The organism is Desulfolutivibrio sp. (assembly GCF_036584575.1).
In the GTDB taxonomy this organism is placed as follows: domain Bacteria; phylum Desulfobacterota; class Desulfovibrionia; order Desulfovibrionales; family Desulfovibrionaceae; genus Desulfolutivibrio.
On sequence record NZ_JAZHDB010000206.1, the window covers coordinates 1 to 12028 of the forward strand.

The following is a 12028-nucleotide window of genomic DNA, read 5'->3' on the forward strand; positions in this document are numbered from 1 at the left end:
TGCTCATGCGCCAGGGCGTGCCCATGGCCGGCAACCACCTCATGACCGAGCTGGCCATCATCACCGGCGCCGTGGATCTCATTGTGGTCGACTACCAGTGCATCATGCCGTCGCTGACGGCCGTGGCGGCCTGTTACCAGACGCGTTTCGTCTCGACCTCGGACAAGGCCCGCTTCCCGGGCGGAACCCACATGGAGTTCACGCTCGAAAACGCCCGCCACAGGGCCCTTGAGGTCGTGGCCATGGGTATTGAGGCCTATGCCAATCGCCAGCCCGAGCGGGTGGAGATCCCGGGCGAGCCTGTCCGGTTCATGACCGGCTTTTCCAACGAGGCCATCCTGGGGGCGCTCGGCGGCACGCCCGGGCCGCTCATTGAGGCCATAAAGGCCGGCAAGGTCCGTGGCGCGGTGGGCATCGTCGGCTGCAACAACCCCCGGCTCAAGCACGACCATGTGCATACGGTCCTGTGCCGCGAGCTCATCAAAAAAGACATTCTCGTCCTTGTCACCGGCTGCGCCACCGTGGCCATGGGCAAGGCCGGGCTCATGGTCCCGGAGGCGGCCGACCAGGCCGGGCCGGGCCTGTCCGAGGTCTGCCGGGCCCTTGGCGTCCCACCGGTGCTGCATGTCGGAAGCTGTGTGGACAACTCCCGGATCATCCACCTGTGCGCCGTCCTGGCCAACGCCCTGGGCGTGGACATCTCCGACCTGCCCGTGGCCGCCAGCGCCCCGGAATGGTACTCGGAAAAGGCGGCCACCATCGGACTGTACGCCGTGGCCTCGGGAATCATGACCCACCTCGGACTGCCGCCGCACATCACCGGCAGCCCCCTGGTCGCCAACCTGGCCCTGGAAGGCCTGGAAGGCGTCCTTGGCGCGCATTTCGTGGTGGAGCCGGACCCGGTGGCCGCCGCGAACATCATCGACGCGCGGATCACGGCCAAGCGCCAGGCCTTGGGCCTGACCCCCTAGCGCGCTCACCCCGGCCCGCCGCCGGATCGGGGCGGGCCGGGACGGACGACGACCAGGGAAAACCGAGACGCCTTTTGGCGGGGAAAAACGGGCGCTGACGCGTTCATGGGGAGAAGCGCATGAAAATAGCCGTCGCCGGAAAGGGCGGAGTGGGCAAGACCGCCATCGCCGCCTGGTTTGGGGACCATCTGGCCCGGGAAGGCCGCAATGTCTTTCTCATCGACGCGGATACGGCCCTGTCCCTGGGCCGGGCCTCGGGGTTGTCCCCGGCGCTTTTGCCAAGGCCGCTCATCGAACGGGAGGATCTCGTGACCGAGCGCGTCGGGGCGGGGCTCATGGCCCTGTGCCCCGAGGTCGGCGACCTGCCCGAGCGCCTGGCTGTGGAGCTGCCCCTGGGCGGCCAGCTCGCCATATTCCCGGGACCGGCTGATCCGGATCAGGCCGGGGCGGGCCGGGTCGGCCTCGGACGCAAACGCCTTTTGGTCATGGGGGGAACGGCCTCGGCCGGGGGCGGCTGCGCCTGTGCGGCCAACGCGCTGCTGAAGGCCCTTTTGGCGCACCTCGTCCTTGATCGCCACGAATGGGTCATCGTGGACCTCGAAGCCGGGGTGGAGCATCTGGGCCGGGGGACGGTGGCCGGGGTGGACGGGCTGGTGGTCGTCAGCGAACCCTCGCTACGGGGGCTGGAGACCGCCGCGTCCATCGCCCGGATGGCTCGCGAACTGGGACTTGCGCGCCAGGCCCTGGTCCTGAACCGGGCCGATGCAGGCGTCCATCCGCCCGTCCTGCCGGAACTGGCCGATCTGCCGCCCCTGGCGGCCAGCCTGCCGTGTCTGGATAGTCTCGCCCAAAGACAGCTTGTGGACGGCTCGGTTCTCGGGTTGCCCGAGGCCGGGGGGGCCATCGCTCAGGCCTGTCGGCGAATTCTCGACGCGCTGCGGTCCTCATCGGCGATCCAGATGAAGGACGCCTGGCGACCCGAGGTGCGTGATCGGCGGTAGGAGAAAAAATGGGGCGACGCAAACGTGCACATCTCGATGCCGAAGATGTTTTCGGACTGTAGCCCCGCCGCCGCGAGCTGGTCCCGGGTCAGCCGCCACAGGTCCACGGTCCGGGACGCCGCATCGTAATACGGCGAAAAGCGCGACCCGAACTCCGCCTCGAAGTTCACGAACTGCGCCGCCGCCGGGCCAAGGCTCGGCCCGCGCACGGCCAGGCAGTCGGCCGGGGACAGCCCGTAGCGGGCGCAAAAGGCGGCCACCCCGGACCCCGGAAAATCCATCACGTTTCCCCGCCAGCCCACATGCAGCGCGGCCACGTACTTCCCCGAGCGGTGGGCCACAAGGATCGGCTGGCAGTCGGCGGTCTTGACCACAAGCGCCGCCCCGGGGAGCGCAGTGGCCTGTCCGTCGGCCTCGGTGGGGCTTGGTTCGCACAGGGTGTCGGTCTGCGGGTCAAAGACCATGGCCGGGCCATGCACCTGCTTGAGGGCGTGCCAGGACGAGAAACCCAGCAGGTCGCGAAAGGCCTGCCTGGTTTTCGTCACCCGATCCGGGTCATCTCCCACCCGGTAGGAGATGTTGCCCCCGGCGAAGGGGTCGCCACATGTGGCGGCCGGGGCGGCGGCCGGGGCCGTCGTGCGCATGCCGAAGGCGACGCGCACCCCGGGAAGCGAGGGAAAGCGGAAGGCGATGGCGGCTACGGGCTGATCCATGTCATCTCCTTGGGGGTGCAGACGGCGTGCATGGGCTGGTCCCAGGCCTCGGCGGGGAGCCGGTCCACCACCTGAAAATCGTAGGCCAGGCCGATGCGCAGGGTCCGGGCCATCACCGGCCGGGTAAACAGCCGGTCGTAGTAGCCGCCGCCGAATCCCAGGCGAAATCCCCGGTGATCGAAGGCCATCCCGGGCACTGTGGCCACGTCCGGGGGCGTTTCACCGGCCGGACGGCACAGGCCGGGATCGGGCTCCAGGATGCCGAAGCGGCCCGGGCGGACCTCGTCCAGGCAGGTGACGCGGAAAAGGTCCAGTTCGCCCGCCTCGCCGTCGCGGCAGCGGGGCAGAAGGACCGTCACCCCCCGGCTTGCCAGTTCCGTGAAGATGTCCCGGGTGTCCAGTTCGTTTTTGAGCGGCAGATACAGCAGCATGCACCCCGCCCGGGCTACCCTAACGTCGTCCAGAAAGCGCCGCGTGGCGGCGATGGAGTCCCTTCGCACCGTCTCGGGGGGCAGCTCGTTTCGCTGCGCCAGCAGGCGGGCGCGCAGGGCTTTTTTTTGAGACGCGACGGAATTCATGACTTGAAAAGTTTGTGCAAGGGTTTCATAGTCGGTGCGCCGGAGTCGTTGTCTTTTGTCACCCGCAAAAAAACGGCGAGGGAGGTTTGGCCTCCCACACCGGATGGTGGAGGCGGTCATGCCGGGCGTAGAGCGGTTTTTCATTGCCGTGGGCGACATCCACGGGGACGTGGCCAACTTGGCCCGCATCCCGGACATCTCCCGGGCCGACGGGGTCATCGTCACCGGCGACCTGACCATACGGGGGGATCGGCCGGAAGGGAAGCGGGTCATCGAGGCCGTGCTCGCCGTCAATCCGTGCGTCCACGCCCAGATCGGCAACATGGATTATCAGGAAATCGACGACTGGCTCACGGCCGAGGGCATAAACATCCATCGCCGGGTGGTGGAGCTGGCCCCGGGGGTGGGGCTCATGGGCATCGGCTGGTCCACCCCCACGCCGTTTAGCACCCCCAGCGAGATATCCGAGGAAGGGCTTTCTCGCTGGATCGAGGAGACCCACGCCCTGGCCCGGGGATATGATCGGCTGGTGGTGGTGGTGCACACCCCCCCCTACGGCACAACCACGGACCTTCTGCCCTCGGGCGTCCACGTGGGCAGCCCGGCCGTGCGCGAATTCCTTGCCCGCGTTCAGCCCGCGCTGTGCGTCACCGGACACATCCACGAATCCCGGGGCCTGGACGTCATCGGGAAAACCGTGGTGGTCAATCCGGGACCGCTGTCCCTGGGGGGATATGTCCGTATCCAGGTGAAACCGGACGGTCATGATGGTGTGGTAGCGGCTCTTGAGATGATCTGAGGCGAGGCGTCGTTGTCTTGGGATGGTGGGGGCCGCTGAACAGTTTCACATCCGGCGGGCGGCATGAAGATTTTAAACGTCATTGACATCCTGTTGTACCGAACATTTCTTTCCAAGTTCTATTTGCCGCGTGGCCTCGACTACCAGTTCGTCGAGCCGGATCGGGGACACATCGTTGAGGCCATGACCTCCTTCGAGCCGGATGTCGTGTTGCTCCAGGACGACTACCACCAGCATTCCCAGGCCGAGGTGGCCGCCTATGTCCGGGCCCAGGCCGCGCGCCAGGGGCTTTCCCCGGCCGTCCTGGTGCTGCGCACCTCTCCCCAGGAGCCGACCGAGAGGAGTTCCAGCGGGGATTCGGTCTTCGTGCGCCGGGAGAACCTGGGAGACGTCATCGAGAGCCTGGCCGAGTCCGTCCGGACCCGACCCGCGGCCGATGACGTCACCAAGCATCGCCGGGGGCAGATTCTCTTTGTCGATCCCGGCAAGACCCTGTTCCATGTGGTCCGGGCCGCCCTGGCCCCCGGCGGCTACGAGTTGCGCCACGCCCTGGACGCCGCCGAGGCCCTTTCCCTGTGCGCGGAGGCGGCCTTCGAACTGGTGCTGACCAGCGTCCAGCTCCCGGGCATGGACGGCCTGGAGCTGTGCCGCCGCCTGAAGGAATCCAGCGCCGGCGGCTACCGGCCGGTGATCGTCCTTTCCAGCAGCGACGACCCCCTGGACGTGGACACGGCCTTCAACAGCGGCGCGGACGACTATCTGCTCAAGTCCTTCACCCCGCGCATGCTGGCCGACAAGATCTCCGACCATCTGGACGCCGTGCACCGCAAACGCCAGAACAAGATCCTGGTGGTGGACGACAGCAAGCTCATCCGCGAGCTTTTACGCCACAGTTTCATCAAAAGCGGCCTGAACGTGCTGGTGGCCGAGAACGGCCGCCAGGCCCTGGAGATCGCCCTGGCCGAGAAGCCCGACGTGGTGGTCACCGACGTGGACATGCCGGAACTCAACGGCTACGGCCTGTGCGAGTCCATGCGCCAGACCCCGGAGCTGCAAAACGTCTTCGTGGTCATGATGAGCGCCCGGGATCGCACCTGCGACATCAAACGCGGGGAGCGCCTGGGGGTGAGCCGCTATTTCGTCAAGCCCTTTGATGTGGAGAAGATGCTCCTGGTGGTGGAGCAGCTTCTGGCCGAGAGCTATCGCCACTACAAGCACGAATACGAACACGTCCTGTGGAGCATGAAGTCCCTGGTCACGGCCCTGGAGGCCCGCGACGAATACACCAAGGGCCACACCGCCCGGGTGTCGGCCATGTCCCTGCGCCTGGCCAGGCACATGGGACTCTCCGACGACTCCCTGCGCGACCTGGAGATCGCGGCCAACCTGCACGACATCGGCAAGATCGGGGTGCGCGACGCGGTGCTGCTCAAGCCCGGCGTCCTGACCGACGAGGAATACGCCAAGATCCAGGAACACGCCGTCATCGGCGCGGAGATCCTGCGGCCCATCGCCTCGCTTGCGGCCGTGGTGCCGCTGATCATGTACCATCACGAACGCTGGGACGGGGATGGCTATCCCACCTGCCTGCGCGGCGAGGACATCCCCCTGGGGGCGCGGATCATCGCCGTGGCCGACGCCTTCGACGCCATGACCTCGGATCGGCCCTACCGCAAGGGCATGGCCTCGCAAAAGGCCCTGGACATCATCGCCCGGGAGATGGGAAAGCAGTTCTGCCCCACCTGCGCCCGGGCCTTCCTGGAAATGAAGCGCAGCGACGTGAGGGCCGGAATCGGCCGCCGCATGGCCGCCAAAGCGGGCTGACATGATCCTGTATTCCTGGAACGTCAACGGACTGCGGGCCGTGGTCCAGAAGGGCTTTTGGGACTGGCTGGCCCAAAGCGGCGCGGATGTGGTCGGGCTTCAGGAGACCAAGATCCAGCCCGGGCACGAGGCCGATTTCGGCCATACCGAGGCCTACCGAACCGTGTGGCTGAGCGCCACGGCGAAAAAGGGCTATTCCGGCGTGGGCTGCTTCTACAAGGCCGAACCCCTGGCCATAAACCGGGAGCTGCCCGACGCCGGGTTCCACGGCGAGGGGCGGCTTTTGCACCTGGAATATCCGGAGTTCCACTTCCTGAACGTCTATTTCCCCAACGGCGGCCGGGGCCCCGAGCGCCTGGACTACAAACTGCGTTTTTACGACGCCTTCCTGGCCCACGCCGAGACGCTGCGCCAGGCCAAGCCCATCGTGGCCTGCGGCGACTTCAACACCGCCCACACCGCCCTGGATCTCAAAAACGCCAAGGCCAACGAAAAGACCAGCGGCTTTCTGCCCGTGGAACGGGCCTGGCTGGACCGCTTCACCGCCGCCGGATACGTGGACACCTTCCGCATGTTCGAACCCGGGGGCGGCCACTATTCCTGGTGGGACTACCGCTTCAAGGCCAGGGACCGCAACGTGGGCTGGCGCATCGATTACTTCTTCGTGTCCAAGGAACTGGTCCCCAGAGTCAAACGGGCCTGGATCGCAAACGACGTGTATGGGTCGGACCACTGCCCGGTGGGGCTGGAGCTGGATGTTTAGGGGGAAAGAGATCGGGGCTGCCGCCCCAAACCCCGCCCGGGGGAAATGATTTCCCCCGGTCCCCCTCGGCGGGGGGAGCGGCCTACCACCACGCCGTGACGTAACGCTCCACCGGCGCACATTCGTCCGTGAGGACCGGCACGTCGTCCGCAAGCGGGGCGGCGAGTTTGCGGGACACGAACAGGGCCAGCTCCGGGTCGCTGGGAAGGGCGTCCGGCAGCGGTCCGTTTTTTTTCGCCACCAGCATCACGTTTTGCATGCCCTCGGTATCGTTCGGACTGCCCAGGGGAAAAAGCGCCACCGTGGGAAAGACGTCGGCATAGGTGGCCCGAACCGCCCGCAGAAACCGTCCCTTTTTCCCGGAAATCGCCGTGATGATGTTCACGATGACCACGCCGTCGTCGGAAAGGGCGTCGAAGACGCGCTGCGCCGCCTCCCGGGTGACTACATGGAAGGGCACGGCGTAGTGGGCGTTGAAGATGTCCCCGAAGACCACGTCGTATTTTTGCGTGTTGCGGTTGAGGAAGGTCCGGGCGTCCTCGTGGAAGATGCGCAGCCTTTCGTCCGGGACAAGCCCGAAATGCTCCTCGGCCAGCCGGGTCACCCCGGGGTCCAGCTCCACCACGTCGATTTCGGCCTCGGGGTTTGTGGCCAAAAGGTGCCGGGGAAAGCTGTAGGCCCCGCCGCCCAAAAGCAGCATGCGCCTGGCCCCGGGCGAGAAATAATCGGCCAGGGTGAAAAAACGGGCGAAGGTCAGGGCCAGGTCCGTGGGCCTTTCCAGGTACATGGCCGACTGCACGTGCCGGGGATGGGTGAGCATGACCCGGGTGGGCTCGTTCGTTGCGGGGTCGCGGCTCTCGAAAACCAGGATGCGGTTGTAGCAGGTGTCCACGTCGTAAAACCCTGAGTCGGCCAGCCAGCGGTCGTAGGACGCCGATCCCGCCGCGCCGAAGATTACCAGGACCAGGGCCGCCGCCTTGCCTGCCGCGTCGGCCCGGCAGGCCAAAAACGAGGCCACGGCCAGAATCCCGGCCACCAGACACAGGATGGTCGTGGAGCCCAGATAGGCGATGAGCACGAATCCGGCCGCAAAGGTGCCCAGGATGCTGCCCGCCGTGGACAGGGCGTAGAGGTTGCCCGAGGTGCGCCCAGCCTGTCCCACGCTGGCCAGCTTTAGGCGCATGGCGTAGGGCGAGACCATGCCTAAAAAGATGCTGGGCGGCGCAAAAAGCAGTAGGTTGGCCGCAATCACCGCCAGATGCGGCCCGGCCGCGTAGGTGGATAGAAAATCCAGAAGCAGGGTCTTGGACAGGGCCGTGGCCAGGGTGCTCAGGGCGGCCAGAAGGATGATGCCGCCAAGAGCCCGGGGGGAGGGCCGCCTGTCCGCCAGTCGGCCGCCCAGCCAGTAGCCCACGGACAGGCTGGCCAGGACGATGCCGATAAGGCCGGTCCAGACCACGGTGGAGGTTCCTAAAAATGGGGCCAGCACCCGGGCCCCGGCGATCTCCAGGATCATCACCGCCGCGCCGCACAAAAAAACCACGGTTTCGAGCATGGGGCCGCTCCTGTGGCGTCACTGGACATGGGGGCGCAGCCAATGCATGGCCCGGTAAAGCCTGCACCTTTTTCACGATGTAGCTGCGCCAACCCTCGCTGTCCATGGAAATATGCGGAGTGGGGCGGACGAGGCGAAAAGCCTGGATTGCGCTTTGACGCAAAGGGGTTGCATATGTATGACATGAGCATAACCCTTTTTCCAGGGAGGCATGTCATGGATAGAAAGATCGTGGGCATCGTGGCTGTGATTGGGGTGATCCTCAGCGCCGTCTTGGCCCTGGCGACCGTGGACGGGGCCGGGGTCGCCCCGGAGGCGGCCCTGGCCCGACTCAAGGAGGGAAACGCCCATTTCCTGGCAGAGGCTCCCACCCATCGCAACCGGGACATGGCTCGGCGGGAGGTCACGGCCCGGCAGGGACAATTTCCCTTCGCCATGATCCTGTCCTGCTCCGATTCCCGCGTCCCGGTGGAGATTCTTTTCGACCAGGGCGTGGGCGACATCTTCTCCGTGCGCACGGCGGGCAACGTCTCGGGCGTCATGCAGCTTGGATCCCTGGAATACGGGGCCGAACATCTGGGGGCGCGCCTTCTGGTGGTGCTTGGCCATTCCAAGTGCGGCGCGGTCACCGCCGTGGCCCAAAACGCCAAGGAACCGGGCAACATCCCGGCCGCCGTGGCCCCCATCGTTCCGGCGGTGAAGGCCGTACGGGACGCCCATCCGGGCGCGCCCGACATGGAGGTGGCGGAGCGGGCCATGGTCGAAAACGTCTTTCAGGTCATAGCCGACATCTATGCCGACAGCCCCCTGTTGCGGGCCATGGCCCGTTCTGGACGCATCAAGGTGGTGGGCGCGTTTTACCATGTGGAGACGGGCAAGGTGGACTGGCTTGGCGCCCACCCCGAGGAGGCCCGGATTTTGGCGGATACGCCATCGTAAACCCTTGCCGGGAGCGTTGCCCGGGCGTAAAAGCCCGGGCGGCGCAAAGCCCGGAGGGGTGGGGTGAGCGAATACGTCCTGGCCGTTTTCGTGGTGGTCTATCTGGGCATGATCCTCGGGGGACTGCCCGGGCTGGCCCTGGATCGGGCCGGGGTGGCGCTTCTGGGGGCCATCGCCCTTCTGGCCGGGGGCGCGGTCACCACGGCCGAGGCCTGGGCTGCCGTGGACGTGTCCACCATCGCCCTTTTATTCGGACTCATGGTCATTTCGGCCCAATTTCGTCTGGGCGGATTCTATACCTTTGTCACCAAAAAACTGGCCCAGGCCGACGGTTCCCCGGCTAGGCTCCTTTTTTTGGTCATCCTGGCCGCCGCCGGGCTTTCGGCGCTTTTGGCCAACGACATCGTATGCCTGGCCATGACCCCGGTTTTGATCGAGATCTGCCGGGGCCGCGACCTCGATCCCATGCCGTATCTTTTGGGGCTGGCCTGCGCCGCGAACATCGGTTCGGCGGCCACGCTCATCGGCAACCCGCAAAACATGCTCATCGGCCAGGTCTCGGGCATCCCTTTCGGCTGGTATTTCCTGGAGGCGGCTCCGCCGGTCGCGGCCGGGCTCGTGGCCGCCTGGGGGACCATCGCCTGGATGTGGCGCGGCCGTTGGCGCATGACGGCCCCGGCCGTGGACGCCCATGCCCCGGAGTTCAATACCTGGCAGTCGTTTAAGGGGGGAGCGGCGCTGTTCGTTTTGGTGGCGGCCTTTCTGGTCGGCGACTGGCCGCGCGAGGTCGCGGCCCTATTTTGCGCCGGGGTGCTTCTGACCAGCCGCCGCTTGACCTCGGCCCGGTTTTTCTCCCTGGTGGACTGGCCGCTTTTGGTGCTGTTCATGGGCCTTTTCGTGGTCAACCAGGCCGTGGCCTCTTCCGGGCTTCTGGAGCAACTGCACGGCCTCTTGGCCCGGTGCGGGGCGGACCTGAAAAACGGCGTTTGGCTTTTTTCCGTCACCGTGGTGTTGTCCAACATTGTCTCCAACGTCCCGGCGGTGATGCTGCTTCTGCCCGCCGACGCCTCGCCCCGGGCCGCAGTGCTTTTGGCCCTGGCCAGCACCCTGGCCGGGAATCTTTTTTTGCTTGGGTCCATCGCCAACCTCATCGTGGCCGATCAGGCGGGCCGCCTGGGCGTGTCCGTCACCTGGAAGGCGCATCTTCGGGTAGGATTGCCGGTGACCATTTTGACCTTGATATTGGCGGGGATATGGCTTTTTGTGCGCTGGTCGGCCCTGGTTGGGCCTGGATAAAATGTGTAATCGCGTTGACAAAGGAACGCGGAAATATCTAAAAAACACCGGTTTCGGTTTTTGTTCGCCATTTCAACGCGTCACGGGAGGAAACCATGTCCCTGTCACTGGCCACCCAAGCCCAGCCCATCGGTAAGTGTTCCGCCTGGCTGGACTGGCTCCAGATGCTCACTGGAGCCTGTCTGATCCTTTTTATGTGGAGTCACATGATCCTGGTCTCCAGCGTCATTTTCGGCGCGGGGGCCATGAACGCCCTGGCGGAGTTTTTTGAAGCCACGGGCATGGCCCAGGTGGGCGGACCCCTGATTGGCCTGGTGTTTCTGTTCCATTTCGTCCTGGCCGCCCGCAAGGTGCCGTTTCGGTCGGAACAGCAGACCGTGATGGCGGCCCATGCCCGCCGCCTGCGCCACACCGACACCTGGCTGTGGGTCGTCCAGGCCGCCACGGCCATGGTCATCCTGATCATGGGCGCCATCCACATGTGGGTGGTCCTGACCGACCTGCCCATCACCGCCGCCAAGAGCGCCGCCCGCATTCAGGGCGGCTGGTGGATGATCTTTTATCTGGTCCTGTTGCCCATGGTCGAACTGCATGTGGGCATCGGCTATTACCGCATCGGCGTGAAGTGGGGGTTCATCCGCCGCGACAATCGCAAAAACGCCAAGAAGTTCGAGAATATCCTCACCGTGTTCTTCATCGTGATCGGGCTTATCACCCTGATCCGTTTCCTCACCCTTACCGTGTAACAAGGACCGAACCATGCAGACGATTTATTCCGATCTGTTGTGCATCGGCGCGGGCCTGGCCGGGGAACGCGTGGCCATCGAGGCGGCTTCGGCCGGGTTCGACGCCGTGTGCCTGAGCATTGTCCCCGCCCGGCGCTCTCATTCCTCGGCCGCCCAGGGCGGCATGCAGGCCGCGCTCGGCAACTGCGCCATGGGCGAAGGCGACGGTCCCGACGTCCATTTCGCCGACACCGTCAAGGGCTCCGATTGGGGCTGCGACCAGGAAGTGGCCCGGCTTTTTGTGGACACCGCGCCGATTGTCATGCGTGAACTGGCCGCCTGGGGCGTGCCCTGGAACCGCGTGGTGCCCGGCGAATCCAAGTACTTCAAGGGCGGCAAGGAATTCACCAAGGTCGAGAAGAAGGAAAAAGAGGGCCTGATCACGGCCCGGGCCTTCGGCGGCACCGCCAAGTGGCGCACCTGCTACACCTCCGACGGCACCGGCCACACCGTGCTCTACACCATGGACAACCGGGCCGCCCAGCTCGGCGTGGTGGTCCACGACCGGGTGGAGGCCATCTCGCTTATCCATGACGGCGCCCGGTGCATGGGCGCGGTGGTGCGCTGCCTCAAAACCGGCGATTTGCGCGTGTACATCGCCAAGGCCACGCTGATCGCCTCGGGCGGGTTCGGCCGCATCTACCGCGAGTCCACCAACGCCGTGATCAACGACGGCGGCGGCCACGTCATCGCCCTGGACACCGGCGTGGTGCCCCTTGGCAACATGGAGGCCGTGCAGTTCCATCCCACGGGCATCGTGCCCACGGACATCCTGGTCACCGAGGGCTGTCGCGGCGACGGCGG

At 65.9% G+C, this 12028-nt stretch carries 11 protein-coding genes and 1 pseudogene; 9 read left to right on the forward strand and 3 right to left on the reverse strand.

The window, feature by feature from the left end:
- Together V3572_RS14865 and V3572_RS14870 are read left to right on the forward strand one after the other, a co-directional pair.
- A pseudogene (locus tag V3572_RS14865) lies at positions 1-971 on the forward strand (anaerobic carbon-monoxide dehydrogenase catalytic subunit); the annotation flags it as partial.
- A 119-nt stretch (positions 972-1090) separates the two neighbouring features.
- On the forward strand, positions 1091-1972 hold the full coding sequence (locus V3572_RS14870) for an ATP-binding protein (protein WP_332111805.1): 882 nt from the start codon (positions 1091-1093) through the stop codon (positions 1970-1972).
- Here V3572_RS14870 and V3572_RS14875 read toward each other — a convergent pair.
- Both V3572_RS14875 and V3572_RS14880 read right to left on the reverse strand, forming a co-directional pair.
- Positions 1879-2685 carry a polyphenol oxidase family protein gene (locus tag V3572_RS14875; RefSeq protein ID WP_332111806.1) on the reverse strand — a complete coding sequence of 269 codons (807 nt, stop codon included), beginning with the start codon at positions 2683-2685 and terminating at the stop codon, positions 1879-1881. The genes V3572_RS14870 and V3572_RS14875 overlap by 94 nt on opposite strands.
- Positions 2670-3263, reverse strand: coding sequence for a 5-formyltetrahydrofolate cyclo-ligase (locus V3572_RS14880; RefSeq protein WP_332111807.1), 594 nt, complete (start codon positions 3261-3263; stop codon positions 2670-2672). Before V3572_RS14880 ends, V3572_RS14875 begins: the two co-directional genes overlap by 16 nt.
- 118 nt (positions 3264-3381) lie before the next feature.
- Between V3572_RS14880 and V3572_RS14885 the strand changes: the two genes are divergently transcribed.
- The 3 genes from V3572_RS14885 to V3572_RS14895 all read left to right on the forward strand — a co-directional run bounded on the left by V3572_RS14885 (position 3382) and on the right by V3572_RS14895 (position 6649).
- Entirely contained in the window at positions 3382-4062 is a 681-nt protein-coding gene (locus tag V3572_RS14885; RefSeq protein ID WP_332111808.1) for a metallophosphoesterase, read from the forward strand.
- Between the two features lie 63 nt (positions 4063-4125).
- Positions 4126-5886 (forward strand): response regulator, encoded by a 1761-nt coding sequence (locus tag V3572_RS14890; protein ID WP_332111809.1) that lies wholly within the window; start codon positions 4126-4128, stop codon positions 5884-5886.
- A 1-nt stretch (position 5887) separates the two neighbouring features.
- Entirely contained in the window at positions 5888-6649 is a 762-nt protein-coding gene (locus tag V3572_RS14895; RefSeq protein ID WP_332111810.1) for an exodeoxyribonuclease III, read from the forward strand.
- 82 nt (positions 6650-6731) lie between these two features.
- Here V3572_RS14895 and V3572_RS14900 read toward each other — a convergent pair whose 3' ends face one another.
- The gene (locus V3572_RS14900; protein WP_332111811.1) at positions 6732-8204 is read right to left on the reverse strand and encodes a fused MFS/spermidine synthase; all 1473 of its coding nucleotides are present in this window, start codon (positions 8202-8204) and stop codon (positions 6732-6734) included.
- 216 nt (positions 8205-8420) lie between these two features.
- On the opposite strand from V3572_RS14900, the gene V3572_RS14905 reads away from it, so the two are divergent.
- From V3572_RS14905 to V3572_RS14920, 4 genes are all read left to right on the forward strand, one after another.
- Positions 8421-9143, forward strand: a complete 723-nt coding sequence (locus tag V3572_RS14905; protein WP_332111812.1) for a carbonic anhydrase — start codon at positions 8421-8423, stop codon at positions 9141-9143.
- A 63-nt stretch (positions 9144-9206) separates the two neighbouring features.
- On the forward strand, positions 9207-10439 hold the full coding sequence (locus V3572_RS14910; RefSeq protein ID WP_332111814.1) for an anion transporter: 1233 nt from the start codon (positions 9207-9209) through the stop codon (positions 10437-10439).
- A 95-nt stretch (positions 10440-10534) separates the two neighbouring features.
- Entirely contained in the window at positions 10535-11185 is a 651-nt protein-coding gene (locus V3572_RS14915) for a succinate dehydrogenase/fumarate reductase cytochrome b subunit (protein ID WP_332111815.1), read from the forward strand.
- 13 nt (positions 11186-11198) lie between these two features.
- Positions 11199-12028 (forward strand): FAD-binding protein (locus tag V3572_RS14920; protein ID WP_332111816.1); only part of this gene is annotated, 830 nt, incomplete at its 3' end.

Coding starts and splice junctions, on each gene's coding strand:
- V3572_RS14895 (WP_332111810.1), top strand. CDS start 5,888: ATGATCCTGTATTCCTGGAACGTCAACGGACTGCGGGCCGTGGTCCAG.
- V3572_RS14880 (WP_332111807.1), bottom strand. CDS start 3,263: ATGAATTCCGTCGCGTCTCAAAAAAAAGCCCTGCGCGCCCGCCTGCTG.
- V3572_RS14905 (WP_332111812.1), top strand. CDS start 8,421: ATGGATAGAAAGATCGTGGGCATCGTGGCTGTGATTGGGGTGATCCTC.
- V3572_RS14900 (WP_332111811.1), bottom strand. CDS start 8,204: ATGCTCGAAACCGTGGTTTTTTTGTGCGGCGCGGCGGTGATGATCCTG.
- V3572_RS14870 (WP_332111805.1), top strand. CDS start 1,091: ATGAAAATAGCCGTCGCCGGAAAGGGCGGAGTGGGCAAGACCGCCATC.
- V3572_RS14890 (WP_332111809.1), top strand. CDS start 4,126: ATGAAGATTTTAAACGTCATTGACATCCTGTTGTACCGAACATTTCTT.
- V3572_RS14915 (WP_332111815.1), top strand. CDS start 10,535: ATGTCCCTGTCACTGGCCACCCAAGCCCAGCCCATCGGTAAGTGTTCC.
- V3572_RS14885 (WP_332111808.1), top strand. CDS start 3,382: ATGCCGGGCGTAGAGCGGTTTTTCATTGCCGTGGGCGACATCCACGGG.
- V3572_RS14875 (WP_332111806.1), bottom strand. CDS start 2,685: ATGGATCAGCCCGTAGCCGCCATCGCCTTCCGCTTTCCCTCGCTTCCC.